Genomic DNA, 25,526 nt, shown 5'->3' with positions numbered 1-25,526 from the left:
GGCTTGCGGCTGGCGGCTTACAATTCCGCGCATCCCCGGTTGGCTTGCCGGATCCTCGCGGACGCTGCGCGTCAGGCATCTGGGCGGAGTCCGCGAGGATGGCGACGCCCGGTCAGGCAGGCCGCCGGGCCCGGAGTTCGTGCATGCCCACCGGTCGCGCCGTCACCATCGCCGCCGTTTTGGCGTCCATCGCGCTGCTGCCGGTCATCATCATTCTGGCGCTCGGTCTTTATGGCTCGGCGGTCACCGGCGACTTCCCGCTTGTCGATCAGAGTGGGCCGGCGATGCGTGTCGAACCGGAAAGCGGGCCGCCGGGCAGCGAGTTGACCATCCGCGGCAGCCGCTGGGAGGAGGGCACCCTGATGCGGCTGGAGATGGTCGTGCAGGTCGCGCGGCCGCAGATCACCCTTGGCGGGGAAATCGAGACCGTCGAGCAGCCGTTGCCGGGCGTGTATGTGGGCGAGGTCGTGATCTCCCGTGCCGGCACCTTCACCATCGAAACCCAGCTGCCGACCACCGTGCCGCTGCTGCCGGGCACCCAGATCGAATTCCTCGGCTCCGCGGCCTATCGCGGCGGCGAGCCGGCCGGCGAGGGTCGCACCACCTTCCTGGTTGAGCCCGCTCCGGGCCGGCTCGATGTTGAGGTGCTGGCCGATGCCTCGGGTGATCCCCTGCCGAGCACACTCGTTGAGGTTCGCGGCCTGCAGGGGCAGCTGGTGGCCGCCGGGCATACCGGAACCGACGGCATTGCTCGCTTCGTGGGATTGGCCTCCGACGTGGCCTATCAAGTCACGGCGCGCGCCGCCGGCTACGACACGCTGCGTGCGCCGTCGGTTGAGGCCGGCCTGGAAACGCCTGGCGAACTGACGTTCGTGCTCCCGGCCGCCGCGCCGGGCTCCGTGTTCGTCGGCGGCGTCCCGAGACGCGGCGAGGCGGTGTCGGCGAACCTGGCCGTCATCGATCTCCCGTCGCTGGCGCCCGTGCGGGACGCCGAGATCCAGGCCGCCGGTGCGGCGTGGGCGCTGGCGGCCGATCCCGCGCGCGGCCGCCTCTATGTCGCCGACGAGCTGGCCACCGAGGTCCGAGTGTTCAATGTGCGAACCGGTCGGATCGCCGCGCCGATTCCCCTGGCGTTCAGTCTCCGCGTTGAGGTGCGCGATGAGGACGACCGCCCCCCGGGCAGCGCCATCGTCCACTTGCTCTGGAGCGTTCGCGGCAGCGAGGTCCTGGTGCGGGCGCGCGAGACCGACGAGTCGGGCGTCGTGGTGTTCGACGATCTGATCGCCGGCAGCTCCTACGTGGTGAGCGCCATGACGGCAAGCGCCGAAAGCCTCGGTCGCACGGCGGAGGCCTTGGGACCCATCACGGTCCATCAGTCGCCGAATCCCGTCACGATCGAGCCGCACCAAACCGCGTTCGCCACCGTCACCCTGGATGCGGACTTCGCCCAGATGTTCTATGGCGGCGAGCCGCAGCTGTTGGCGGGCAACGATCGGGCCCCGGCCACCAGCCTCGTCGTGGCCGACATGGCGGTCGACCCCGTCTCCGGGCTGCTCTACGTGACCGGGTCCGACCTCGACCGCGGACACCTGTTCGTCATCGATCCGGACGAGCGACGCATCGTGCATGACTGGCAGGTGCGGGCCGGTGTCGGCGACGTGGTGCCCCGTGGCGACGGCAAATCGGTCTATATCGCCAATCGCGCCTTCTCGACCGTGGCCCTGGTGGATGTCGCCACCGGCGAGGAGCTTGAGTCCGTCAGCGTGCCGTCGTGGCCGGAGGCCATCGCGGTGGACAGGGCCGGCAATGTGTTCGTGGCCAGCCTGCGCGACGGCAGCGTGACCCGCCTCGACGCCGACACCCTGGAGATGTCGGCGTCGCGCGACCTGGAGGAGGGCGTGCATCGGCTGGCGCTGCTGCCGGACGAATCGGCCCTGCTCGTCGCCAACATGTGGGCCGACACCATCACCGCGTTGGACCCAACCGACCTCGGCATTGCGTTCCTTTTGCCCGTGGCGGGAAACCCCCGCGCGCTGGCCGTGGACGCCGGGCGCCGCACGCTGGTCGTGGGCACCGGCGATGGCGGCACCGTGAGCATCTTTGACACCGACACCTTTGACTTGGCGCAGCAAGTGGTGCTGGGCATTCGCATCCGGGACATTGCCACCGTGCCCGTTCCGGCATGAGCCTCTGGGGCCTCCTGGGCCACGAGCGGGCCGTGCGGGCGTTTCAGGGCGCCCACCGTGCGGGCCGCCTCGGACATGCCTATCTCATTACGGGCGTCCCGGGCTGCGGCCGTCGGACCTTCGCCGCGCGCATGGCGCAGGCGCTGCGCTGCGCGCAGTCCGAGCGGCCCTGCCTGACCTGCCGCCTGTGTCGTGCCGTGGGACCAGACGCGCCGTTCTGGCACGCGGCGGTTCGGCGGGACCATCCCGACGAAGTGGACGACCCCCGGCCGCCGCGCGACCGGCGAGACGCCGGCTACGTCCACACCGCCTACCTCGACGTGCACGTCCTGCGCCGTCGCGATGGGTTTCGCGATATCCCGATCCGCGGCGTGCGCGAGCTTGCGGCCGAGACCCATCTCAAACCGGCGCACGGTCCGGCGCGCGTCGCCATCATCGACGCGGCCGAAGAGATGAGCATTCCCGCGGCCAATGCCCTGCTGAAGACGCTCGAGGAGCCGGCGCCGCATGCGGTCATCATCCTGATCGCCCAACAGGCGACTGGCGTGCTGCCCACCTTGAGATCCCGCTGCCATCACATCGCGCTGGCGCCCGTGCCGGAGGCCCTGGTTTCCGCGCACCTGGTCAGCGAGGCTGCGCTTGAGCCTGAAACCGCCCAGGCCATTGCCGCCGCGGCGCGGGGACGCGCCGGATGGGCGATCGGCATGGCGCGCGACACGAGCCGCTGGCGTGAATTCGCTGAGCGCCAGGCCAAGGCTGAAGATTTCGAGCGTGCGACGCCCCCCGCGCGCTTCATGGCGGTTGATGAACTGCTGGGCCGCGGCCGGCCCCTCGAGCAAGCGGAGCGCGCCTATGGATGGCTGGGGCACATCAATCGGGCGCAGGCGTCGGAGCTCCGCGCCGCCATGCGCGCCGCTGCAAGCGACGCGCCGACCGAGACGCGAGCGGCGCTCCGCTCCGTGGTGGCGCGCATGCTGCGCGCCCGCGCCGCCCAGGTCCACATTCAGCACAACGTCACGCCCAAGCTGGTGTTCGAGGACCTCGCGCTCCGACCCGCCGCCGACGGCCAGCCGCAGTGACGGACGGCCCGTCGCCGCCAATTCGCCATGTCATCGGAATTCGCCTGCGCTCCAACGGTCCCCTGCTATGGCTCGACCCGGGCGACCCTTGGCCAGAGGCCGGGCAGCGGGTCGTGATTGCCGCCGAGGACGGCGAGCGCACGGCGCGCGTGGCCGTGGGACGGACGGCGGCTCCACCGGGAGTCGCCATTTCGACCCTTCGCGTGCTCGGGCCCGCGGAAGCCGCCGCCAATTCGCCTGATCAGCACGTTGGCGCGCGCGTGGACGCGGTCGACCCGCCGCCACGGCATGCACCGCCGCCCGTCAGCACCAGGCGAGTCGCGCGGTTCATCAACCGCCTGCTCGCCGTGCGGCGACGGCATCCCGACGCCTCGCCGACCCTGGTCGATTTGGGCCAAGCGTTCCCGGACGACGATCCGGAGGACTCAGCGGGCGGCTAAGCCGCCCACGGCGAGTGCCTACACGTCGTAGTAGAGCATGAACTCGTACGGGTGCGGCCGCAGGTTCACCTCGTCCGCTTCGACGGTGCGCTTGTAGTCCAGCCAGGTGTCGATCAGGTCCTGCGTGAATACGCCGCCTTCCCGCAGAAACGCGTTGTCGGCTTCCAGCGCGTCCAGCACCTCGTAGAGCGACCCGGGCACCGACTGCACCTTCGCCGCCTCCTCGGGCTCCAGGTCGTACAGGTCGAGGTCCACCGGGTCCGGGGGCTCGATCTGGTTGCGAATGCCGTCCAGACCGGCCATCAGCATGGCCGCAAACGCGAGGTACGGGTTCGCGCTCGGGTCCGGCGGACGAAACTCGACGCGCCGCGCGGCCGGGCTCGGTGAGTAGGCCGGGATGCGCACGCACGCGCTGCGGTTGCGCTGGGAGTACACCAGGTTCACCGGCGCCTCGAATCCCGGCACCAAGCGCCGGTAGGAGTTCGTGGTCGGCGCGCAGAAGGCCAGCAGCGCCGGGGCGTGCCGCAGCAGCCCGCCGATGTAGTGACGGGCCGTCTCGCTCAGCCGCGCGTAGCCGTCCGCGTCGTAGAACAGGTTGTCGCCGCCCTTCCACAAGCTCTGGTGCACGTGCATGCCTGAGCCGTTGTCGCCGAAGATTGGCTTGGGCATAAAGGTCACGGTGTAGCCGTGCTGGCGCGCCACGTTCTTGATGATGTACTTGAAGAGCATCATCTGGTCGGCGGTCTTCGTCAGCGGGCCGTAGCGAATGTCGATCTCGGCCTGGCCGGCGGTGGCCACCTCGTGGTGATGCAATTCGACGTCGATGCCCACGTTCATCAACTCCAGCGTGATCCGCGAGCGCAGATCCTGCAGCTTGTCGTTGGGCGGAACGGGGAAATAGCCCCGCTTGTGCAGCGGGCGGTGCCCCAGGTTCGGCGCGTGGACGTCGTCCGCGCCCGAGTTCCAAATGCCCTCCTCGGAGTCGATGAAGAAAAAGGCCGCGTTGGCGCTTTGGTCGAACCGGACGCTGTTGAGGATGAAGAACTCGGCTTCCGGCCCCCAATAGCTCACGTCCGCGATGCCGCTGTCGATCAGGTGCTGTTCGGCCTTCTGCGCCACGTGCCGGGGATCGCGCGAGTACGGCTCGCCGGTCACCGGGTCCTGGATGTTGCCCGTGAGCACGAGCGTGGGCACTTCCAGCGTGGGGTCCACGAACGCCGTCGTGGGGTCGGGCATCACCAGCATGTCGCTTTCATGGATCTGCTGGAACCCCCGCACGCTCGATCCGTCGAATCCCAGGCCCTCGGTGAACACGTCCTCGTCCAGCTTGTCCAGCGGAATGGAGAAGTGCTGCCAGGTGCCCGGGATATCGGTGAAGCGAACGTCCACGATGCGGCAGTCGGCGTCCCGCGCTTTGCGAAGCGCCGCCTGGATCAGGTCTGCTTGTGAGGCGTCTGCCATATCGACTTGTCCTCCCTGGCCGGGCGCCGCGCGCTCGACCAAACAAAAAAACGCCCAGCAGCGGCAGCGCTGCATGGGCGCGATCCCGCCCGCGGCGCCAGCTCTGGCACCGTGCGGACACCGTCCATCGACGGCCCTGGATTGTAGGCGGCGGGGCGCCGCTTCTGCAACGGCGTGCCAGCCCTGGGGCCCTTTGACCAACGGTGGGCCACGGCGCACATTGGGCCGCAGGAGGTGGCGCGTATGACTGAAACAGGCAAGGCAACCGTCGGCAACGTCGCACGAGGTGCATCCGGTCTGGCCACGCTGGCCGTGCTGGTGGGCACCGTCGTTGTCCTGCTGCTCGGCGCCTTCGGCGTCATCGACATGGAAGGCGTGGTCGTCGAGGGCACGGCGCTCGCCTACGTGGTGGGTGTTGGAACCTTTGCCATGAGTCCGCTGGTTGCGGTCGGCCTGGTCGCCGTCAGCCTCTTCAACGCCGTCGGCGTGGTTGCGATTGGCGCGGGTTCGGCCAGCGGCATCGTCGCGATCAGCGGCGGCGACGCGCAGGGCATCATCGCCATCAGCGCCGGCGGACGCGCCAACGGCATGCTCGTCGGCATCGGCGACGAGGCGCGGGGCGCTCTGGCTATCGCCTACTCGGGCCGCACCGCCAAGGCCTTCGGCAACTGGCCCCCCTGGCCGGGCGCCGAGGCTGAGACCGACTGAGGGCGGCGCCGATCAGGGCAGCCAGAGGGGCTGCCCCTACATCGAGTCGTCTGGCCGTCTAGGGTCCCGGTGGCCCAGGCTGCGTGCAGCCTGGGAAACGCCGATCGGGGCGGCCACAAGGGCCGACCCTACGTCGAACCGGCCGTCCGTTTCGGGGCCACCAGATCGCACGCGCAGCCGGGCCGCTCGCCGGCCGTGCGCTAGGGTTAGCCGGCACGTTCGGCCAAGAGGTGGCGAAGCGGCGTGGAGCGCTGGGCAGGCTGGCTGCGTGGCCATCTCGGAGTGGCCCTGGGCGTCCTCGGCACGCTGGCGGTGCCGGTGGTGGGCATCATCGTGCTGCGTTTCCTCTTCGGCGGTCCGCCGATCGACCTGTCGGCGGTGACCGTGGCGCCGACGGTCAGCGCGCCGGTCGTGCCGCGACCGGCCGTCGCGCCACCGGATGGCGCGCCAACCGTGATGCCGTTGGTCACGCCCACGCCCACCCCAACCCCGACGCCGGCGGCGACGCCCACGCCCACGCCGGCACTGAATCGTCGCGTCAACGCCACGGACGGTCTCAACGTCCGGGTCGAGCCCACCGTCCGGGCGGCGGTGATCCGGGTGCTGCTCTTCCAGACCGAAGTGCGACTCACCGGCCGCCAGCGAACCTCGGATGGACTCATCTGGGTCCAGCTCGAGCCCGACGGCTGGGTGCAGGCGCGCTATCTCGACCCCTGAGGCACCGTTCTCCGAAGTGAATCGGCGGGCACGGCGCTTGCATTCCGTGGCTCACTACGGATGAGGAAAATCGACTGGACGTAGGGGCGGGTTTCAAACCCGCCCGATCGGCGCGGCGGGCGGCGGCTCCTACTCCCGCGCGCCGAGCGCCGCCAGGATCCCGCGCGCCTTGTCGGACGTCTCGTCGAACTCGAGATCCGGGTCCGAGTCCGCCACGATCCCCGCGCCTACGTCCAGGCTGGCGCGCCCGTTCGCGAGCTGCAGCGTCCGAATAGCCACGCTGGCGGTCAGCGCGCCGTCGAATCCGAGTCGAAACACGCTCCCGCAGTAGACCCCGCGGCGTTCCGGTTCCAGCTCGTCGATGATTTCGATGGCGCGCAGTTTCGGCGCGCCGGTCACGGAGCCGCTCGGCGCGCACGCGCGGAGCAGGTCGACTGAGGTTGCCCCCTCGGCCAGCTCGCCTCGGATCACGGACACGAGCTGCCATACCGTCGGGTGCGGCTCCACCGACCACAGGATCGGCGCCCGCACGCTTCCCGGCGCACACACGCGCCCGAAGTCGTTGCGCATCACATCCACGATCATCACGTTTTCCGCGCGATCCTTGGCGCTGACCCGCAACGCGCGGGCCCGGCGCTGGTCCTCCGCCGGGTCCTGGCTCCGAGGTCGGGTTCCCTTGATGGGACGCGCCACCGCCCGCCGGCCGTCGCTGTGGATGAAGAGTTCCGGCGAGGCGCTCACGACGTCGACCGGCCCCGATCGAATAAGCGCGCCGAATGGCGCCGGGTGCCGATCCACGAGCTGTCGATACACGTCGAGGCTCGATGCCTGGCACTGAAGTGTCAGACGCCGCGCCAGGTTGACCTGGTAGCAATCGCCCGCCGCGATGTAGTCCAGGACTCGTCGCACCCGGTCGCCGTAGGCCGCGCGATCGAGATTCGTGGTGAGGCCGGACGCGCGCACCTCACGCGGACTGGCGGGCGTGGCCGCGAGACGCGCGCGGGCATCATCTATCAGTTGCTCCGGATCGCGTCCGAAGCGGCTGGTGGCGGCGACGAAGCCCTCGCCGGTTGCCTCGTCCCGCGCGAGCACCCGGTCGTAGACGCCGGCCCAGAGATAGCCCGCGGGCGCCGGCGCGGGCGGCACGCGCAACGTCTCCAGCGCGAACACCGCGTCGTAGGCCAGGTAGCCGATGGCGCCGCCACTGAACGGCGCCGGCCAGTCCGGGTGACGGTCGTCGGCTTCAAGCAAGGCCTGCAGCCCGGCAAAGCCGTCGCCGCCGTGCGCATCCCACACGAGGCACCGCGCCGGGTCGGCCGCCAGATAGGTCCAACGCCCGTTCGCGCCCGGGCCGCCGTCGAGCACCGCCAGGTGCGGCAAATCTGCAAAGTTCGACGCGCATTCCCGCAGCGGAGGGACGGCGCCAAGGGCCGCCATCCGCCACGTGGAGGTTTCCGGCGCCCTAGCGCGGCGTGTCGTAGCTAGCAATCAGGTCGTAGTAGGGCTTGCGAACCAGGTATTCGCCGGGTCCCAGTCGCTCGGGCCCCGGAGAGGGCACCGCGGTCAGCTGCAGGGCCTCCACGGCTGGCCGTCCGCGTTTGGCCCATTCATCGATCGACGCGGCCAGGCGCGAGTGGGCGCCGTCGCCGCCGTACACCACCACGCCCGCCGTGCCCCATCCGTCGCTCGACGTCATGATGCTCGCCAACGACTCGGATTCGCGGTCCAGCAGCGAAATCCCGCGCACGCGGCCGTCGCCGGCTTCAGTGACGAACGCATCGCCGTTCGTCAGCAGCACGTAGGCCGCCGCCCCCCAGGCAATGGGCACCTCGTCCCGCACCTGGCGCTTCTGGCGAAACACCCGCGTCAGCACGCCGGCGGGAAACTCGTCCGGCGATTCCCACACGAACCGGAGCTTGGGCCGCACCGGCAATCGAAAAACCGAGCTCGCGGCCGCGGCGGACCCGCGCAGCGACAGGAAGCTGCAGGCGCGCATCGACTCGGCAACCAGACGCGTCCCGTGCTTGCGGAACGCCGGCGTAAGGAATCGCAGCCCCTTCACGTTGATGGGACCCACCAGCAACCCGCCGTCGGCCAGCTGCTCGGTCCAGGAGGGCGAGATCACCGGCGTCGACGCGCTCAGCTCGATCCGGTCGTACGGACCCTGTTCCGCGACGCCGTCGAATCCGTCGCCGGTGTGGACGGTCACGGCCCCGTAACCGACGCTCCGCAGCGCCTGACGGGCCCGACGGGTTAGATCCTCGTCGATGTCCACGGTCGTCACCTGGCCATTCGGTCCGACCAGCTCCGCCAGCAGCGCGGCGTTGTAGCCCGTGCCGGTGCCGATCTCCAGCACGCGCATGCCCGCGCCGACCTGCAACTGCTCCAGCATCACCACGATCGCGGACGGCTGGGAGAGGGTGCTCAGCAGCTCGTCGTCCGCATACTTCACCGGCACCACCGTGTCCTGGTAGGAATGTTCCAGGCTGGCTTCAGGCACGAACACGTGCCGCGGCACGGCTCGGAGCGCGGCGATGATGCGGGGATCGCGTAACGTGGCCTCATGCGACAGCTTCTGCACCAGCGCCTCGCGAAGGCGCGCGCTCTCGCGGGTGTCGTGCGCCGGCGCCGCGGGCTCCTCCGCCATGGCGCCCCCCGCGCCGGTCCGTTGGGCATCGCGCATGGGCTCCCCCTGTCGAATCCTAACGCTCACGGAGACCGGCCGTGAATCTGCCCGCAGGGAAGCTGCCGCCCGAACTGCTCCGGCAATTCCTGCGCGGCGTGCCCGCCCCGCCGCCCGACGTGGTCCTCGGCGCGGCCATTGGGGAGGACGCGGCCGTGCTCGACCTCGGCGGCGACGAGCTCCTGGTCGTCGCGTCCGACCCGATCACCTTCGGCAGCGCCCAACTCGCCCATGATCTGCTCGCGGTCAATGAGAACGACCTCGTCACCGCCGGCGCGCGCCCCCGCTGGCTGGTGACCACGCTGCTGCTGCCGGAAGGCATCGACGCGGACGACGCCCGTCGGCTCTTGGACGACCTGGCGCAGGCGGCGCGGGCGCACGACGTGGCGCTGGTTGGCGGGCACACGGAAATCACGGTGGGCTTGGACCGGCCCATGGCGATTGGCTGCCTGCTGGGAACCGTGCCACGCGACGGCGTGGTGCGAACGTCGGGCGCGCGCGTCGGCGACGCGGTCATCCTCACCGGCGGGATCGCCATCGAAGGCACGGCCATCCTGGCCGAGGAGCACGCGCCGGCGCTCCGGGCGCGCGGGGTCCCGCGGGAAGTCATTGCCGCCGCGGCCGACTTGCGAGGCTCCCCCGGCATTGCGGTGCGCGCGGCGGCCGAAGTTCTGCTCCAAGAGCGTGCGGTCGTGCACGCCATGCACGACCCGACGGAAGGCGGCGTGGTCATGGCGCTGCACGAGCTGGCCGAGGCCGCCGACGTGGGCCTGGCGATCGACGGCGACGCCCTTCCCATCTATCCGGAGTGCCGGGCCATCTGCGACGCCCTGGGCCTCGATCCGCTTGGACTCATTGCGTCGGGCGCCCTCTTGGCGTCGGTCGATCCTGCCGCCGCCGAACGCGCGCTCGCCAGGCTCCGGAACGCTGGCATCGACGCGGCACGGATCGGGTCGGTCGTGAACCGAAGTGTCGGAACGATATTCACGGCAGACCACGCCTCGACTCCCCTGCCCACGTTCGCCCGCGACGAGCTGGCGCGGTATCTGGAATCGGCCTAAGGAACCGCTGAAGAGGCAAATCTCTGAGGCATGTACAAACCACAATCCGTTCGCCCTGAGCTTGTCGAAGGGGAAGACGAACGGATTCGATTCGAGGCCAAAGCCTGACTCGGGCCACTCCCAGCGCCCCGCGAGCTACGATCGGCGTCGCCCGGCCCCGGCGCCGCACACGCGAGGACCGATGACCCGCAAACCCATCGAGCTGCGCAGCGACACCATGACGCTGCCCACGGACTCCATGCGCCGGGCCATGGCCGAGGCCGAGGTGGGCGACGACGTGTCCGGCGAGGATCCCACGGTCAACAGGCTCGAGGAGTACGTCGCCGAGCTGTTCGACAAGCCGGCCGCGCTTTTTGTCACCAGTGGCACCCAGGGCAACGCCTGCGCCCTCATCACGCACTGTCGTCCCCGCGACGATGTCATCGCCGAAGAACGCGCCCACCTGGTGATGTGGGAGGTCGGCGGCTGGGCCTCGCTGGCGGGCGTCACCATGACCACCGTGCACGCCCCGCGCGGCGTGCTCACCGCCGAGCTCATCGAGTCGGCGGTCAAGCCGCGGGACGTGCACCTGGCCACGACGCGCCTCGTCTGCGTGGAGAACACCCACAATGGCGCGGGGGGCGTGTGCATCACTGCGGAAAACATGGCCGAAATCGGCCGCGCCGCCCGCGCGCACGGCTTGCTGGTCCACGTGGACGGGGCGCGCATCTTCAACGCGGCGGCGGCGCTCGGCACGCCGGTCAGTGACCTCGTGAGCGAGGCCGACAGCGTGCAGTTCTGCCTTTCCAAGGGGCTCGGCGCGCCCGTCGGGTCGCTCCTGGTCGGCTCCGAGGCATTCATCCATGAGGCGCGCCGCGTCCGCAAGATGCTGGGCGGCGGCATGCGGCAGGCGGGCGTGATCGCGGCTGCCGGCCTCGTCGCCCTCGAAGAGACTCCGCCCAAGCTCGTCCAGGACCACGCCAACGCCCGCCTGCTGGCCGAGATCGTGAGCGATGCGCCCGGCCTCACGGTCGAGCTGGACGACCTCGAAACCAACATCGTTTTCTTCGACGTGGACCCGGCCATGGCGACGGCGGTCGAGTTCGCCCAACGCGCCGAGGCTCGCGGCGTGCGCCTGATCGGCTTCGAGGGCACGCCGAGCGTTCGCGCCGTCACGCATCACCAGGTGAGCGAGGACGACGTGCGCTACGCGGCCGACGTGATCTGCGACGTGGCGGCCGAGCTGGCGGCCGCGCGCTAGTCCAATGCCCTCCCGTGACGTCGCGCAGGTAGAGGCCGAGACGCGCGACTACTACCGCGCCCGCGCCGATGAGTTCGAGGACTGGTATCGACGCCGCGGCAGCTACCAACACGGACCCGAGGCGGATGCGGCGTGGAACCGCGAGCTTGCCGAGATGGACCGTTTCATCGAGCCGCTCCGAGATTCCACGGTCCTGGAAGTGGCCGCGGGCACCGGCTGGTGGACCCGGCGTCTGGCGCCGCGCAATCGCGTGATCGCCACCGACTACGCCCCCGAGATGATCGCCAGTGCCCAACGCATCGCCGGCGCCTCGGACGCGGTCGAGCGCTGTCGCGCCGACGCCTACCGCCTGCCGGTCGCCGAGGGCGCCGCGGATGCCTGCTTCTTCGGCTTCTGGCTCAGCCACGTGCCGGTGAGCCGGGCCGTCGAGTTCATGCGCGAGGCGCGGCGCGTCGTGCGGCCGGGAGGCTGGCTCTGGCTAGTCGACTCGGCCCAAAGCCGCACCAGCGGCCATCAAGGGCAGCGAGTCGTGGGGCCGAGGGTCCAGCAGCAACGCCGGAACCTCAAGGACGGCAGCGTCTACGACATCTGGAAGATCTACTGGTCGCCGCTCGACCTGCGGTTTCTCTTTGGACTGGTCTGCGACCGGGTCGAGGTCACCACCACGGAGCAGTACTTCGTCATGGCGCGCGGCCGGGTGGCCGGAGGCCCGGGCTAGAGCATCCTCGGCCCGGCCCCTTCCCCTTCCTGTCTTTCCGAGCCGCAGGCGAGGAATCTAAGGGGCGGGAAAAGGCACGGCGCTTCGGGCGGCCTGGACTCCGTTTCAGAGCCGGAAAAACGACCAACTTGGGCACGCGCGGAAGGCGCCGCACCCGGTCGCTACACCTGTGAGCCCGGAGTTTCTTGGCATGTTCGGGGTTTAACTTCGACTCCGAACGAAATGACCCGCTTCGCATCCTCTCTAGAAGACCGCACCCGCCGTCGCCTCAATCGACTGAGTCCCGGCGAACCTCAGGCGTTCGCTACGGCGCTTTCTCCCCACCGGACGACTCCGCCGTCGGCGTCGCCACGAGCGGCGCCGGTCCCTGGCCGCCCCAGGTCGATTGCTCGTCGCCCACCGACATCCCGCACGCGGCCAGCGGCGTCAGCGCCAGCATGGCGACGAGACACGCGGCGACGAGCCACGGCATCGAGGCGACCGGCTCCGAGCTACCCCGCCGCGGCCTTCTCGATCTCCTCCAGCAGCGCAAAGTCCTTCTCCGTCACCCCGCCCGCGTCGTGCGTCACCAGCGTGAAGGTGATGCGGCGATAGTTGATGAACATGTCCGGATGATGGTCGGCGGCCTCCGCCGGCCCGGCCACGTCGTTGACCAGCCGCACCACGTCCATGAACCCCGGCAACTCGAACTTCTTCACCAGCGCGCCGTCCTGAAACGCCCATCCCGGGTGGTCGAGGAGCCGCTGCGCAATCTCGGCGTCGGCAATCACCGCCATGTGCTTACTCCCAGCAAGTCTCGGCTCCCCAGTGTCGCCGTCCGTGGAATCCCCGCCAAGCTGTGGGCTTGATTCTGGATCGCTTTGGCCGTGTCAGCCGTCCAGGCCGTCATTTCCGCGGAGGCGGGAGTCCATCCCAACTCGCCCGGGGACGAACCGGGCGCGCCGAGCTAGGCATGGCGGGCGGGAAGGTGCGACCCTGCTAATGTGCACGCAGCGTGCGTACACTCGAGAGGGCTAGCCGGGCCATGGACACAACCGCCAATGGGCGCCCCGAATGGCTGCCGGATGGGTACGAGCACGTGGAGGTGACGCGAGAGAACGTCTGGCAGGCGCTGGACCGAGACGCGCGGCGGCTCTTCGACCTGTCGGCCGACGAGTTTCTTGCGATCTACCAGAACCCGCCGGAGCAATACCACGGCGATTTGAGATTCCGCTCCCTTTGCCACGTCGCTGATCTGATTGCCGAGCCCAGCGAGGCATAGCAGCCAGCGGGCTGCTAGGGACTTTCTGCGCCGAATCCGCGAGGTCTACAAGCTCGTCACGCCCGCGGAGCTTGGTCATGTATGGCTTGCCGAAAGCGTGCTTGTCGTCGGTCACCGCGTGTCTCGGAGTTCGCAGCACGGGTGGCCGGTGTCGCTCAGTAACGGCATGTACCTGAACGTCCAGATGACCCTACAAATGAACCGTGAGTCCACGAAACCGCCACCTGCACGGCTCGAAACCACTCGGGCGACCTACACCTACCAGGCCGGCGAGGACCTGGACGAACCAAGACCTCTGTTCTCCTTCCAGTACGACAAGGCTGCATCATCGCCTTATCCGCGCTGCCATCTGCATGTCCAAGCGGATCCAGCGGGCTACAGCGGGATCAGGCCATTCCCGCGACTTCATCTCCCAACACGCCGGATTTCGCTCGAGCAGGTCGTCTGGCACCTGATCAATGAACACAGAGTTGAGCCCCGCCGACCCGACTGGCACGACGTGCTGTGGCGTCACGAAGGATGGTTCCGCGACATTCAGCAGGACAGAGCTTGGCCGTACGACCGGCCGTTCGAATCACCTGGAGATAGATGACGCCCGGCTGCCTGGAGTCGGGCTCATCGCTTTCAGCCAGTCTGTTGCGAACGAGCCGAACTAACGCCAGAGGTGTGAGTCACGGCTGACGGGTGGCAGGCCGCGGAGTGAACCGTGAGACCGGATCGAGAGTGCTAATCAGGACTGTCCCACAGCCTATACTCTGGCTTCCGTGAACGCACTCGCCATTGCTTGCCGTGCGTCGCTGGACTGGACGCTCGCATGAGGGTGCTCATCACGGGCGCGGCCGGCATGTACGGCATCACTCTCACGCGCCGCCTGCTGGCCGACGATCCGCACGCCGAGGTGATCGGCGTTGACGACTTTTCGCGCGAATATCCGGGACCGGACCCGCTCACCGTCGAGGCGGCGCGCTGCGACCGGCTGACGGTCGTGACGGGCGACTTCGCGGAGCTATCCACCGAGCGCCTGGAGGACCTGGCGCCCGACGCCGTGGTGCACTACGCGGCCCGGATTTCGGTCCCGGAGTCCATGGACGACCCCGCGGGCTACTTCGCCGCCAACGAGCATGGGACGTTTCGTTTCGCCCACGCCATCGCCGGCATGCGGCGGCCGCCGCTGCTGGTATATGCCTCGTCGCCCGAGGTCTACGGCGCGCCGGTGCGCGTGCCGATGGACGAGTGGCATCCGCTCCAGCCGCGGTCGGTCTACGCCGCCAGCAAGGTGGCGGGCGAGATGCACTGCCTGGCGATTAATCGCTGGTGGGGGCACCCGGTGGTGTTGATTCGCAACTTCAACACCTTCGGACCCCATCAGAACCTCGTGGGCTATCCGGCCGTCATCCCCGCCTTCATCGTGCGCGCACTGCACGGTGAGCCCCTGCGAGTGGAAGGCGGGGGGACGCAGACGCGCGACTTCATGTACATCGACGACGCGGTCGACGCCTATACGCGCGTGCTCGGCGCCGGTCCGCGATTGGCGGGCTCGGTCTTCAATATCGGCACCGGTCGGGAGACCTCGATCCGCGACCTCGCCGAGCTCATCGTGGGCGTGACCGGCTCGACGAGCGCCGTGGAAGTCATGCCCGGACGGCGCAGCGACCTGCCGGCGCTGTGCGCCGACACCGGCCGCATCGAGCGCGAGCTTGGCTGGCGCGCCGAGACGCCGCTGGCCACGGGCATCGCGCGCATGGCCGACTGGCTGCGGGAGGTCGACGCCTGAGCGCGCTCGTCACCGGCGGCGCCGGCTTCATCGGGCGGCACGTGGTGGCTGAGTTACTGCAGCGCGGGGAGCCGGTGCGCGTGCTCGACAACCTGTCGCGCAGCCGCTCCGCGGGCCTCGAGGCTTTCGAAGGCGATCCGGCCTATTCCGGGCTGATTCAGGCGGACGTCACCGACGCCGACGCCGTGAGTGGCGCGATGGCGGACGTGGACACGGTCTACCACCTGGCCGCGGACGTCGCAGTAGGTGCGAGCGTGCGCGACCCGACCGGCGCTATGCGCGCCAACGTGCTGGGCACGCTGGTTGTGACCGAGGCCGCTCGCCGCCGGGACCTGCGCCTCGTGCTGGTGAGCACCTGTCACGTCTACGCCGCCGCCAACGAGCCGCTTGCGGAAGACGCCGCGGCGATCCCGGCGTCGCCCTACGCCGCCTCCAAGCTCGCCGCCGAGATCATCGCGCAGAGCTACGCGCGGACCTATGGTTTGCGTCTAACCACGGTGCGCCCGTTCAACGTCTACGGCCCCTGGCAGCGCGACGACGCGGAAGGCGGCGTGGTGGCGCGCTTCCTGAGCCGCGACCTGGCCGGCGCGCCGCTCGAGGTCCACGGCGATGGCGCACAGACCCGCGACTTCGTGTATGTCGAGGACTGCGCGCGCGGCATCGTCGACGCGGCGACGGAATCCGCGGTGGACCTCACGCTGAATCTCGCTTCCGGCGCCGAAACGTCGATCACCCAGCTTGCCCGCCTCATTGCGGGCGATCCCTCGCGCGTCCGCCACGTGCCGCACCCGCATCCCGAGGCCGAGGTGGCGCGATACATCGGCGACGCGGCGCTGGCGCGCCAGGCGGTTGGTTGGACGCCGCGCGTGGATCTGGCGGAAGGACTGGCCCGGACGCGCGCATGGTTCGCCGGCCGTGCCCGCGGTGTGGGGACCTAGTCGTAGATGGTCGACATCCCACGCCCAAGCCTCGGATCACCCTCACCGTAGCCCTCTCCCATCAAGGGAGAGGGGACCGGACCGGCTCCCCAGCCCCCTCAAGATGGGGTACGCAACGGTCCCATCAAGGGAGAGGGGACCGGACCTGCTCTCCAAGCCCCACTGGGGGGATTGCGCAATGGTCTCCAGTGCGGCCGGGTCCGGCCCTATGATGGAATAGGCGGCCTCGCCTCCCCGGATAACGCTCGATCGCGCCGCGCGTTACGACGCTGGCAGGACCGCCGCCCTGGACGTGGATATCGCATCGCCCGAAGAGCATCTCGAAGCACTCATCGAGGCCTCCATGCGTCTCGACCGCGAGGCGTTTGGTGAGCTGTATCGCCTCTTTGCGCCCAAGATCCAGCGCTTCATCGCCTATCAGACCCATGACCGCGTGTTGGCCGAGGACCTCACCAACCAGACCTTCATCCGGGCCATGGACGCGATCGCGCGCTATGAGCACCGCTCGACCGGCGAGTTCACGGCCTGGCTCTACCGCATTGCGAAGAATGTCGTCGTCGACCATTGGCGGGCGGCGCGCGACACGGTGCCGCTCGAAGAGGGCCTGCTGGCCAACCCGTCCGACACGCTGGACTCGCAGTTCGACGCCATCTCCAGGCGGGAAGAGCTGCGCAAAGCCATGCGGCACCTCACCGACGATCAGCGCGAGGTCATCACCTATCGATTTGCCATTGGCCTGAGCCACGCGGAAATTGGCCGGCTGATGGACCGTAACGAGCCCGCCGTGCGCGCGTTGCAATTTCGGGCGATAGCCACGCTGCGCAACGTTTTGCAAGGGGACTCGGCATGAGCCAGGAACTCCAGGCTGCCTTCGAGGAGAGCCTGGACCGCGTGCAGCGTGGCGAGGCTTCCCTCGACCAGGTGCTCCGCGACCACCCCGAAATGGCTGCGGACCTGCGCGAGTTGTTGGTGGTCGCGCTGGACCTGCAGGCCATGACGCCGCCGCCGATGACGCCTGCCGAGATGGCCCGTGGACTCGCCCTGATCGATCAAGAGCTTCAGCGGCGCGCCGCCGCACCGCCTCGGCCCATCACCTCGCTCTGGGATCGACTGATCCCACGCCTACCGCCCCTGACGCCGGTGCGCCTGGCCGGCGTGGTGGCCGCGGTCGCGGTGGCGCTCGTGGCCTATGGCGGCGTCACGCTCGCCGCCGTCAACAGCGGTCCGGGAAGCGCGCTCTATGGATACCGCCTATCCCTCGAGGAGCTTCGCGTCGCCTTCGTCGACGAGGACGAGCGCGCGACCCTCTATCTCGAGCACGCCGAGGCGCGGCTGCGTGAAATCGAGCAGACGGCGCCCGCCGGTGACCGAACTGCCGTCCAGCACGCCATCGACGCCTATCGGGACTCGCTGCGCAAGGGCGTGAGCGCGCTGAGCATCGCCAGCGCGGCCGCCGGCCCCGCCGACCGGGAGGACGCCGCCGCGGTCGTCGCGGACTTCCGGAGTCGTCTGCGCGACCACCAATCGCGGCTCCAGGGCCTGACCGAGGCGTCGGCGCCCGGCGTCCGCGAGCCGATCGCCGTGGCCAGCCAGTCGGCAGACGAGGGACTCCTCGACGCGCGCCGGGGCCCCAACCTGGCGCTGCTGCCCACCGCGACTCCGGGCGTGGTGGCTGAATCCGCCGAGCTGCCGACGCCGTCCCCTGCGCCCGCGGCAACGGCCGCTCCGGCTCCGCCGCCCCCAACGGCCGCACCCACGCTGTCGCCGGCGCCAACCGCGCCGCCTACGGCCACGCCAGCCGCGGAGACGCCGACACCGTCGCCTGCGCCGACCGAAACGCCGCCCGAGGCGACTCCACCGGCGGATGCTGTCGTCGCGGCCGAGCAGCAGTCCGTGCTGGTTGGGCGACTCGACGCTCAAGATGACGCGCAGCTCTTGGTTTCGGGCATCGCGGTGCGCCTCCCCGGCGCAGACGAACCGGCAGCCCAAGTCGACCTGGCCATCGCCCTTGGTGACTGGGTCCAGGTCGTGGCCGTCCTCGACAGCGACGGCCAGCTGCGATTGGTGAACTTGGGTCACGCGCCGACGCCGGAAGCCACGCCGACGCCAGAACCAACCGCGTCACCGACCCCGGAGGCCACGCCCACGCCTGAGCCGACGGAGACCGCGGCCCCCACCGAGTCACCGACCCCGGAGGCCACCCCGACGCCGGAGCCGACGGAGACCGCGGCCCCCACCGAGTCACCGACCCCGGAGACCACCCCGACGCCGGAGCCGACCGAAACCCCGGCCCCCACGGAGTCACCGACACCGGAAGCCACGCCGACGCCAGAACCAACCGCGTCCCCGACGCCGGAGGCCACACCCACGCCTGAGCCGACGGAGACTGCGGCCCCCGCCGAGTCACCGACCCCGGAGACCACCCCGACGCCGGAGCCGACCGAAACCCCGGCCCCGACCGAGACGCCAGCGCCGGAAGCCACGCCGACGCCGGAGGCCACGCCCACACCAGAGCCCACCCAAACTCCGGCTCCTACCGAGACGCCGACACCAGAACCAATCGCCTCCCCGACCCCGGAGGCCACACCAGAGCCGACGGAGACGCCAGCGCCGGAAGTCACACCCACGCCGGAGCCAACCGGGACGCCAGCGCCGACGGAGACCCCGGACGACGGCGGATCAGAGGTCGAGGTGGAACGCCTGCCCACGCTCCGCGGCATCGTCCAGAGCGTTGCGGAGAGTGCCCTCCGGGTCGGCGGCGTGGAGTTCCGAATCCCGGACGACCCGGCGGACCTGGTGCCGGACGGCGTCGAGCCGGGCGCGGTTGTGCGGGTCGCCTACCGCGTCGACGCGACCAATCCCGACGATCCGTTGCTTCTGGTGGTGCTGGTCGAGCTCATCGCGCCGGCAACCCAGGACGCAGCCGAGGCGGGCAGCGCCTCCCTGCCGCCGCCGGCAGGCTAGCGGTCAGCGCGCCCTTGCGCTCGGGCCGCGATTTCGAAACCGGGCGCTCGCCGGCTGACCCCGGTCGAATTGCCGGCGGCTACCCATCCGTCAGCCATGCCGCGCACCGTTGTGGTCAGCTCAACTGGCTGGACCACGGCGGGCAAATGGATAGTCAGCCCCTGGATGCGCAGTGCCAACGACTGACGAATTGCGGTACAGGATCTCCGGTTCCCCGGGGATCACGCGGCATTTTGCCAATCTTTGCCAAAGCGGATAGCGTTGCCTTGTGAGCACGATGAACATTTCGCTTCCCCAGGCCCTCAAGTCCTTCGTGGACCAGCAGGTCAGGTCGCGAGGCTACAGCTCGTCGAGCGAATACGTCCGCGAATTGATCCGCAAAGATCACAATCTCCAGCGCCTGCACGACCTTCTCCTTGAGGGCGCGGCGTCCCCGCCGGCAGGAACCGCCGACGCGGGCTACTTCGACCGGCTTCGCCATCGGGTCCGCGAAGCCGGTAAGGGGTGACCCGAAAGCCTGTCATCCTGCGTGAGCGGGCGCGGAGCGATGTGGACGAGGCTGTCGAGCATTACCTAGCGGAGGCGCAGTCGACAGTCGCGCTGGCCTTCATCGACATGCTGGAGGAAGCCTTTCGCCGCATGGGAGAACACCCGGCAGCCGGTTCGCCGCGCTACGCGCTTGAGCTGAATATCCCCGGATTGCGCTCGTGGGTCGTGGGGGAATTCCCCTTTCTGGTGTTCTACGTTGAGCGAGAGGCGGACATCGATGTTTGGAGGGTCCTGCACGCGGCGCGGGACATTCCGGCATGGCTGAGGGAGCCGCTCGAGGGCTGATCGCTGGCGCCCGAAGCCGACCTATCCGATCCACCCCAACGCGCCCACTGCCACGGCGATCAGAAAGCCCAAACCCAAGCCGAGCACGCCGACTCCGGCGATGCGCACGGTGGTTCGCCATCCCACCTCGCGCTCGATGCGGGCCATGCGCGTGCCCATGGCCTCGAACTGAGCCTCGTACTCCGCCAAGCGCGTTTGAAGCTGAGAAAGGGCCAGGGCGTTGAGTCGCGGTAGCTCGGCGGCCTCCCGGTCACCGGCGGCGCCCGGCTCGGTCCCCGACGCCATGCGCTGGGGGAGCTGCTCGATGATGTTGGCCAGCACCCGCTGCGTAATCTGCTGCAGCACGGCGCGGGTCAGAAAGGATGTGGCCATGAGGCCTCCTTCGCGTGAGGCCGAATTCTAGCCGCTGCGGCCGACCTATCCCCGCGGTCCGGTCAACAGGCGCTCCGGCACTGGGGCCACTTGATAGATCGTGACGTCGCCGTCGGCATAAATCGGCGTCACGCCCAGGTCGCCCATTGACTCGAACTTGGTCAGTGCGGGTCCTTCGTGGTGTGCGCGCTCCAGCGGACCGACGTAGATCAGATCCACGCCATACCGATCCAGCAGCGCGCGCGCGCGGAAACGGTTGTGCGTGTCGAACAGCTCCCGCACGTCGTCGATCCGGGCGTCCACGGCGTGCACGTAGCCCCAGTGCTGCTGCCGCGCATGCCAGTCCCACCCGACAACCGTGGGAAGGCCGGTGTAGACGGACGCGCGACCGCCCCAGCGATAGATCGTGGTCGGGGCTTCGACGATGGTCGGCGCGCCCGTCACGTTGTCCCGCAGCCACGTCAGCGCACGGAAGTCGGGCGTCAGGCTCACGGGCTTGCCCTCGTCCAGGATTTCGCCGCCGTCCATGAAGGCCTCGCCGTCCAGCGTGGCGGGCAGGGGCTGGATGCGGAGATTCAGCTTGTGCGGGGTCGCGGCCGCCGGGTAGATCAGGGCCACCGCCAGGATGCCGGCGAGCACGACGGCCCATCCCGCGCCCAGCGGCATGGTCAGCGGCGATCGTTGCCGCCAAAGCGCGCGCGCCACCTGCGGCAACGCAATCGCCGCTCCAAGCCCGGCGAGCACCCAGGCCTGCAGGTGGGACTTGAAGACCGTGTTGAGCCGTCCGATGTCGTCCCGCACGGCCACCACTTCCGGTATCGCCGTCAGCAGCGCCGCCGCGCCGAAGAGGACGAGTGGGACGAGCATGTGCGGCCGGTCCCGCACGCGCCAGGCCGCCAGGCCCACCGTTCCCACGAGACCCGCGAGCAACAGGCGCGCGGACCATGGCTCCGCGCCCCAAACCAGCGCTGCTGCCAGCGTCCCGACCGCCAGCAGGGCCGGGACGGCAGCGGCCGCGGCGGGAACGCTGCGATCATTCCCGCGCAGACGATCGGCCAACGCCGGCGCGACCGTCCGCGCCGCCAGGGTGAGCACGATGGCGGTCGGCAGCCCAAAGATGAGCAGCCACTGAATCGCCGACGTGGTTTGCGGGGTGGGAATCACGCCCCCGTAGAACTCCACGTAGTGCCGGTGGAACGGCAGGAACAGCAGGTGACTTGCCGCCACCAGTGCCGCGGCGGTCCCCGCCGTCAGCGCGATGACGGTTCGCCCGCCCAATCCGCCCCCGCGCCAGAGTCCGTAGGTCAGCGTGGCCAGTGTCACGACCAGATAGGTGGGAAAGTCCCACGGATTGGTGACTCGGTGCAGTCCTAGCACGAGCGCCTGAAACGCCAGCACGGCCACCCAGGAGAACCAGTGAACCGTCTCGCCCCTCCGCCGGCGTTCGCCCAGCGCCACCAGGGCCAGTGCGCCCATGAGCGCCGCGGCCGTCGCCGCCAGGTTCATCAGATGTGGGTGAAGATCGCCGTAGGTGAACGTGAACCACGGAAACTCGTTGACGGTGTCGGGAATGACCCGTGTGGGCGCCCAGAGGTCGTAGTCGGCCCCCAGATTCCCGCCGATAGTGGCCGGAATCTGCGCGAGAACGCTCCATCCGGACGCCGGGTCGGCAGCATGGGCGCCCGCGATTTCCACGAGCTGCACACCCGACTGCAGGTTGCCGGCCACGACGACTAGCAGCACCGCCGCGACGCCGACGGCCACGGCCCGCCAACCCGGTCGCCGCAGCAGCGCCCACACGCCGTGACCCACGGCAAACACTCCGGCAACCATGGCCGCCGCGAAACCGGCCAGCGCCAGGTTGTAGGCCGTGCCCGGCGGCACGCCCAGGACCTTGCTCAGCGCGGCCGTCGGCACGTGGCCGAAGTAGTAGTAGTTCAGGTGGCCCCCGGCGTACCAGGGGTTGTGCGGTGGGAACGCGGGCGTGCGGATGATGGCATTGAGATGGGCGTAGTCCATCGGCTTCTCGCCGCCGAACACGGGATGCCATAGATCGGGATTGGCCGCGCGCAGCGCCAGGAACCCGGCCCACGCGGCGAGGAACACGCCTTCGACGATGAGCGCGGTGCGCAGACGCGGAATCAGCACCGACCACGGCCTTCCGCCGCGAGACCACGTCGCGGCGGCGACCAGCGCCAGCGCGGCCGCGCCGCCGACGATGCTCGGCGTGTCGAAGCGCGCCAGCCCCACGCTGGCCAGCCACCAGGCGGGGAGCACCGCCAGCGCCGGCGCCAGCACGCGCGCGGCTGCGTAGCCGGCATCGGGTAGCACGCCGAGCGCCCGCGCCAGCAGCGGCCAGAGCGCCAGCGTGAGTGCCAGACCAGCGCCGTACCACGCCAGCACCGCGGCCCAGCCCTCGAGCGGACGTTCGCGATAGACGTCGGGCCATTCGGCGTCGCGCTTAACGGCGGCGGCGGCTTCCGGGGTCAGGAGGATTGGGGCTGACTGCGACTCCTTGGGCAGCACCGCAACGGCCCCGCGCTCGTCGACCTCCGCCAGGCTCGACGCCACCCGCGAGGCGATGTCGGGCGCATCGCGGAGGAACACGGAGACGCGCGGATGGTCGTAGACCGTGAACGCCTCTTCGGCGCTCGCATCGTCGATCGTCCACGGGCCGAGCGATGGCCGCGACTCGAACTGCGCGGCCAGCCGGAATCCCAGCGCCCCGTCCCAGAGGGCGTCGTAGTAGCGCCCCGCCAGCGGATATCGCTGCGGCATGCGGGGAATCGTCGCCGCCCCGCGGTCGCTGGAGAGCACGACGACGTCGGCGGCGCCGAGCGCTTGAATGAGATGTCCGCGCTTGTCGATGTTCTCGCGATCGAAGACGCGCAGCTGGCTAAAGGCGTAGCGGTCGTGCGGCAGCCCGGGGAGCCCCAGCGGGAGCTGATCGTCCCAGTGCTCGGTCAGCACGTGGTCGCCGGCGGGCACGTTGGCGTGGATCCAGGCGGACGCTTCCACGCGCGGATGCTCGCGCGCGTAGATCTGCATGAACGCGGCCGCCCACGCGGCGGTGGCGGCAACCAACAGACCTCCACCGATCACGATGGCTCGGGTCGCGAGCCTTCTGGGAATGCGTGGGATGCGGTGGCGCCGGCGCCACATCTCGGCCAGCACCCACGCGGCCACCAGCGCGAGCACGGGATAGAGTGGATGGAAATAGCGCATGGTCTTGAGCACCAGGGCCCCGCCGTAGCCGAATGTCAGCGCGGCCCAGGCCAGCGGTAGGGCCAGCGGGTGACGGCCGCCGCGCCACAGCACTACGACGGACGCGCCGATGCCGATGAGAGCGGCGAAGCCGAACGCCGGTCCCACACCCCAGCGCACGATTTGCTCCAACGGAAACAGGTAGGGAGCGGTGCCGGCCCACTGCACGCCCGGCGGCCAGTCATAGGTCCCGGTTTGGATCGCCTGCTGCTGGGATACGGCGCTGAGGAATGGCTCGCCTAGCCGCCAGTCCAGCGGGGACGCGGACGCAAAAGCGTAAGGGTGTGCGACCCGAAACGCGACGGCCGCCGCGACGGCAACCAGGACGCCCCGACCGAGCCAGGCCGCCGCGGCGGCCGGACCCGACCGCAGATTGCGGCCACGCCAGCCCTGCGCCACCCACCATGCCGCCGCCAGGACCAGCAGCAGCCCGGCGCTCAGCTTGCTCGCCAGCGCCAGCCCGATGGCCAGCCCAAGCATGCCGAGGTCCAGCCAGCGGGGCTGGTGGGCCGCGCGCACCAGGAGCCACAGCGCGGCGGTGCTGAAGAAGGTGGCAAACGTGTCGACTGTGAAGAAGTGGGAAAGCTGAATGGCGTGGACCGCAAGCGCCATCAGCAAGGCTGCCAGCAGTCCGGGCCATGCGCCGAGCAGGCGCCGTCCCAGCAGATAGACCAGCACCACCGTGCCGGTGTCGGCAATGGCCGACGCCACGCGGCCCACCAGGTAGGCCTGGTCGTAGCCCTGCATGCCCAGCAGCCGGCTCAGCCAATCGACCAGGAAGACCGGCAACGTGCCGTAGACGAAAAAGCCGATCCCCTGATTGAATGGGCTGTACGTCGACACGGCGGGATCGAAGTACATCGCCAGGTCGGTCGGCGGCTGGATCTGGGTGAGCACGATGCTCAGGAAGCGCTCGTCGGGGTGCAGGTGGTGACCCTGATCCCAGTCCAGTCCGAACAGCCGCAGGGCGAGCGCCAGGCCGGTCACCGCCGCCAGCGCGAGCCAATGCAGCGCGCGCGTGTGGGTCATCCGGTCCGATCCAGGCGCAAGGACACGTCCCCGGTCGTGATCACGCGGCGGGTCCCGTCGCCCAGCGCCAGATGCAGACTGCCGTCGGCCGGCAGCGACTCGACGCGGCCGTAGACGTGGCCGTCCGGGCCGCTGACGAACACCAGTTCGCCCAGGACCACCGACAACTCGTTCCAGGGCCGCTGCAGCGCCCGGCGCGTGGTTGGGTCGGCCACCAACGCGCACGCGATTGCCGCCGCCAGCTCGATCAGCAGCGCCGATAGGTCCAGCGCGGCCCCGCCAATCTCCGCCAGGCACGCCGTCGGAGTATCGTCCGCCACTCCCGGAGAGCTGTTGACGTTGAGCCCCACGCCCACCAGCGACCACGGTCCATGGGCCTCGGCCAGCACGCCGCCCACTTTGCGTCCGCCATGCACCAGGTCGTTCGGCCACTTGATGCCGAGCGCGATGCCCGTGTGGGCCTCGATCGCGCGCGCCGTCCCAAGGGCCGCGGCCATGGTCGGCCAGGCCGACGACGCGTCGGGCGGCGTCTCGACGGCAATCGTGAACGCCAACCCGCCCGGCGCGTGCAGCCAGCGGCGGCCGCGGCGACCGCGTCCGCCGGACTGCCGTTGGGCGACGACCAACACCGGCCCAACGGCCCCTTGACGCACGGTCTCCCGCGCCACATCCTGCGTGGAGTCCACCACGTCATGGCAGCGCACATCGACATCGTGGCCGCACCGCCGCAGTCCGACGGAGATGCACGCCGCGTCCAGGACGGATCGATCTCTGGGCTCGCCTGAAGGGCGGGGCGC

Annotated in this window: 24 protein-coding genes; 16 read left to right on the top strand and 8 right to left on the bottom strand. The window is 69.8% G+C overall.

All coding sequences use genetic code 11. The annotated features are described in order from the left end of the window. Positions 1-143 precede the first annotated feature (143 nt). Genes OXG33_09915 through OXG33_09905 form a run of 3 tightly spaced genes read left to right on the top strand, consistent with a single transcriptional unit; the run spans position 144 to position 3,705 of the window. On the top strand, positions 144-2,186 hold the full coding sequence (locus OXG33_09915) for a hypothetical protein (GenBank protein MCY4114236.1): 2,043 nt from the start codon (positions 144-146) through the stop codon (positions 2,184-2,186). Beyond that, a complete protein-coding gene (locus OXG33_09910) occupies positions 2,183-3,265 on the top strand; it encodes a hypothetical protein (GenBank protein MCY4114235.1) in 1,083 nt (360 codons plus the stop codon). Before OXG33_09915 ends, OXG33_09910 begins: the two co-directional genes overlap by 4 nt. Further along, a complete protein-coding gene (locus OXG33_09905; protein ID MCY4114234.1) occupies positions 3,262-3,705 on the top strand; it encodes a hypothetical protein in 444 nt (147 codons plus the stop codon). The genes OXG33_09910 and OXG33_09905 overlap by 4 nt, the downstream gene beginning before the upstream one ends. A gap of 18 nt (positions 3,706-3,723) precedes the next feature. Here OXG33_09905 and glnA read toward each other — a convergent pair whose 3' ends face one another. Then, entirely contained in the window at positions 3,724-5,166 is a 1,443-nt protein-coding gene (gene glnA / locus OXG33_09900; GenBank protein MCY4114233.1) for a type I glutamate--ammonia ligase, read from the bottom strand. Positions 5,167-5,409: 243 nt separating this feature from the next. Between glnA and OXG33_09895 the strand changes: the two genes are divergently transcribed. Both OXG33_09895 and OXG33_09890 read left to right on the top strand, forming a co-directional pair. Further along, complete coding sequence (locus OXG33_09895) at positions 5,410-5,874, top strand: hypothetical protein (protein MCY4114232.1); 465 nt, start codon at positions 5,410-5,412, stop codon at positions 5,872-5,874. 243 nt (positions 5,875-6,117) lie between these two features. Next, on the top strand, positions 6,118-6,591 hold the full coding sequence (locus tag OXG33_09890) for an SH3 domain-containing protein (protein ID MCY4114231.1): 474 nt from the start codon (positions 6,118-6,120) through the stop codon (positions 6,589-6,591). 129 nt (positions 6,592-6,720) lie between these two features. On the opposite strand, the gene pabB is transcribed toward OXG33_09890, so the two are convergent. Together pabB and OXG33_09880 are read right to left on the bottom strand one after the other, a co-directional pair. Further along, positions 6,721-8,028 (bottom strand): aminodeoxychorismate synthase component I, encoded by a 1,308-nt coding sequence (gene pabB / locus OXG33_09885; GenBank protein ID MCY4114230.1) that lies wholly within the window; start codon positions 8,026-8,028, stop codon positions 6,721-6,723. Positions 8,029-8,053: 25 nt separating this feature from the next. Then, on the bottom strand, positions 8,054-9,304 hold the full coding sequence (locus OXG33_09880) for a methyltransferase domain-containing protein (GenBank protein ID MCY4114229.1): 1,251 nt from the start codon (positions 9,302-9,304) through the stop codon (positions 8,054-8,056). Positions 9,305-9,315: 11 nt separating this feature from the next. On the opposite strand from OXG33_09880, the gene OXG33_09875 reads away from it, so the two are divergent. The 3 genes from OXG33_09875 to OXG33_09865 all read left to right on the top strand — a co-directional run bounded on the left by OXG33_09875 (position 9,316) and on the right by OXG33_09865 (position 12,293). Further along, positions 9,316-10,335 carry an AIR synthase-related protein gene (locus OXG33_09875; GenBank protein ID MCY4114228.1) on the top strand — a complete coding sequence of 340 codons (1,020 nt, stop codon included), beginning with the start codon at positions 9,316-9,318 and terminating at the stop codon, positions 10,333-10,335. A gap of 181 nt (positions 10,336-10,516) precedes the next feature. Then, complete coding sequence (locus OXG33_09870) at positions 10,517-11,575, top strand: aminotransferase class I/II-fold pyridoxal phosphate-dependent enzyme (GenBank protein MCY4114227.1); 1,059 nt, start codon at positions 10,517-10,519, stop codon at positions 11,573-11,575. Positions 11,576-11,579: 4 nt separating this feature from the next. Beyond that, complete coding sequence (locus OXG33_09865; GenBank protein ID MCY4114226.1) at positions 11,580-12,293, top strand: class I SAM-dependent methyltransferase; 714 nt, start codon at positions 11,580-11,582, stop codon at positions 12,291-12,293. Between the two features lie 304 nt (positions 12,294-12,597). On the opposite strand, the gene OXG33_09860 is transcribed toward OXG33_09865, so the two are convergent. Then, complete coding sequence (locus OXG33_09860; protein MCY4114225.1) at positions 12,598-12,765, bottom strand: hypothetical protein; 168 nt, start codon at positions 12,763-12,765, stop codon at positions 12,598-12,600. Between the two features lie 19 nt (positions 12,766-12,784). Further along, the gene (locus OXG33_09855; GenBank protein ID MCY4114224.1) at positions 12,785-13,069 is read right to left on the bottom strand and encodes a 4a-hydroxytetrahydrobiopterin dehydratase; all 285 of its coding nucleotides are present in this window, start codon (positions 13,067-13,069) and stop codon (positions 12,785-12,787) included. A gap of 248 nt (positions 13,070-13,317) precedes the next feature. Here OXG33_09855 and OXG33_09850 point away from each other — a divergent pair, with 248 nt between their 5' ends. From OXG33_09850 to OXG33_09815, 8 genes are all read left to right on the top strand, one after another. Continuing rightward, entirely contained in the window at positions 13,318-13,554 is a 237-nt protein-coding gene (locus OXG33_09850) for a hypothetical protein (protein ID MCY4114223.1), read from the top strand. 166 nt (positions 13,555-13,720) lie between these two features. Continuing rightward, on the top strand, positions 13,721-14,146 hold the full coding sequence (locus OXG33_09845) for a hypothetical protein (GenBank protein MCY4114222.1): 426 nt from the start codon (positions 13,721-13,723) through the stop codon (positions 14,144-14,146). A 222-nt stretch (positions 14,147-14,368) separates the two neighbouring features. Next, positions 14,369-15,328 carry a GDP-mannose 4,6-dehydratase gene (locus tag OXG33_09840; protein MCY4114221.1) on the top strand — a complete coding sequence of 320 codons (960 nt, stop codon included), beginning with the start codon at positions 14,369-14,371 and terminating at the stop codon, positions 15,326-15,328. Beyond that, positions 15,220-16,266, top strand: a complete 1,047-nt coding sequence (locus tag OXG33_09835) for an NAD-dependent epimerase/dehydratase family protein (protein MCY4114220.1) — start codon at positions 15,220-15,222, stop codon at positions 16,264-16,266. The genes OXG33_09840 and OXG33_09835 overlap by 109 nt, the downstream gene beginning before the upstream one ends. A 292-nt stretch (positions 16,267-16,558) precedes the next feature. Continuing rightward, entirely contained in the window at positions 16,559-17,116 is a 558-nt protein-coding gene (locus OXG33_09830) for an RNA polymerase sigma factor (GenBank protein ID MCY4114219.1), read from the top strand. Beyond that, positions 17,113-19,230, top strand: a complete 2,118-nt coding sequence (locus OXG33_09825) for a DUF5667 domain-containing protein (protein ID MCY4114218.1) — start codon at positions 17,113-17,115, stop codon at positions 19,228-19,230. Before OXG33_09830 ends, OXG33_09825 begins: the two co-directional genes overlap by 4 nt. A 268-nt stretch (positions 19,231-19,498) precedes the next feature. After that, complete coding sequence (locus tag OXG33_09820) at positions 19,499-19,738, top strand: type II toxin-antitoxin system ParD family antitoxin (GenBank protein ID MCY4114217.1); 240 nt, start codon at positions 19,499-19,501, stop codon at positions 19,736-19,738. Beyond that, positions 19,735-20,064 carry a type II toxin-antitoxin system RelE/ParE family toxin gene (locus OXG33_09815; protein ID MCY4114216.1) on the top strand — a complete coding sequence of 110 codons (330 nt, stop codon included), beginning with the start codon at positions 19,735-19,737 and terminating at the stop codon, positions 20,062-20,064. The genes OXG33_09820 and OXG33_09815 overlap by 4 nt, the downstream gene beginning before the upstream one ends. A gap of 21 nt (positions 20,065-20,085) precedes the next feature. On the opposite strand, the gene OXG33_09810 is transcribed toward OXG33_09815, so the two are convergent. From OXG33_09810 to OXG33_09800, 3 genes are read right to left on the bottom strand one after another with little or no spacing between them, the layout of a single operon-like run. Next, the gene (locus OXG33_09810) at positions 20,086-20,436 is read right to left on the bottom strand and encodes a hypothetical protein (protein MCY4114215.1); all 351 of its coding nucleotides are present in this window, start codon (positions 20,434-20,436) and stop codon (positions 20,086-20,088) included. Between the two features lie 45 nt (positions 20,437-20,481). Then, positions 20,482-24,729, bottom strand: coding sequence for a DUF2298 domain-containing protein (locus OXG33_09805; GenBank protein ID MCY4114214.1), 4,248 nt, complete (start codon positions 24,727-24,729; stop codon positions 20,482-20,484). Continuing rightward, positions 24,726-25,433, bottom strand: coding sequence for a biotin--[acetyl-CoA-carboxylase] ligase (locus OXG33_09800; GenBank protein ID MCY4114213.1), 708 nt, complete (start codon positions 25,431-25,433; stop codon positions 24,726-24,728). Before OXG33_09800 ends, OXG33_09805 begins: the two co-directional genes overlap by 4 nt. Between the last annotated feature and the right edge of the window lie 93 nt (positions 25,434-25,526).

Source organism: Chloroflexota bacterium (assembly GCA_026708035.1).
In the GTDB taxonomy this organism is placed as follows: domain Bacteria; phylum Chloroflexota; class UBA11872; order UBA11872; family UBA11872; genus JAJECS01.
The sequence above is the reverse complement of the archived record's forward strand: the minus strand, read 5'-3'. Positions and strand labels throughout refer to the sequence as shown.

Bases quoted from the DNA above. Each gene is read 5' to 3' on its own strand.
- OXG33_09810 (MCY4114215.1), bottom strand. From the start codon at position 20,436: ATGGCCACATCCTTTCTGACCCGCGCCGTGCTGCAGCAGATTACGCAG.
- OXG33_09865 (MCY4114226.1), top strand. From the start codon at position 11,580: ATGCCCTCCCGTGACGTCGCGCAGGTAGAGGCCGAGACGCGCGACTAC.
- pabB (MCY4114230.1), bottom strand. From the start codon at position 8,028: ATGGCGGCCCTTGGCGCCGTCCCTCCGCTGCGGGAATGCGCGTCGAAC.
- OXG33_09845 (MCY4114222.1), top strand. From the start codon at position 13,721: ATGTACCTGAACGTCCAGATGACCCTACAAATGAACCGTGAGTCCACG.
- OXG33_09870 (MCY4114227.1), top strand. From the start codon at position 10,517: ATGACCCGCAAACCCATCGAGCTGCGCAGCGACACCATGACGCTGCCC.
- OXG33_09860 (MCY4114225.1), bottom strand. From the start codon at position 12,765: ATGCCGTGGCTCGTCGCCGCGTGTCTCGTCGCCATGCTGGCGCTGACG.
- OXG33_09910 (MCY4114235.1), top strand. From the start codon at position 2,183: ATGAGCCTCTGGGGCCTCCTGGGCCACGAGCGGGCCGTGCGGGCGTTT.
- OXG33_09915 (MCY4114236.1), top strand. From the start codon at position 144: ATGCCCACCGGTCGCGCCGTCACCATCGCCGCCGTTTTGGCGTCCATC.
- OXG33_09805 (MCY4114214.1), bottom strand. From the start codon at position 24,729: ATGACCCACACGCGCGCGCTGCATTGGCTCGCGCTGGCGGCGGTGACC.
- OXG33_09855 (MCY4114224.1), bottom strand. From the start codon at position 13,069: ATGGCGGTGATTGCCGACGCCGAGATTGCGCAGCGGCTCCTCGACCAC.
- OXG33_09850 (MCY4114223.1), top strand. From the start codon at position 13,318: ATGGACACAACCGCCAATGGGCGCCCCGAATGGCTGCCGGATGGGTAC.
- OXG33_09840 (MCY4114221.1), top strand. From the start codon at position 14,369: ATGAGGGTGCTCATCACGGGCGCGGCCGGCATGTACGGCATCACTCTC.
- OXG33_09895 (MCY4114232.1), top strand. From the start codon at position 5,410: ATGACTGAAACAGGCAAGGCAACCGTCGGCAACGTCGCACGAGGTGCA.
- glnA (MCY4114233.1), bottom strand. From the start codon at position 5,166: ATGGCAGACGCCTCACAAGCAGACCTGATCCAGGCGGCGCTTCGCAAA.
- OXG33_09825 (MCY4114218.1), top strand. From the start codon at position 17,113: ATGAGCCAGGAACTCCAGGCTGCCTTCGAGGAGAGCCTGGACCGCGTG.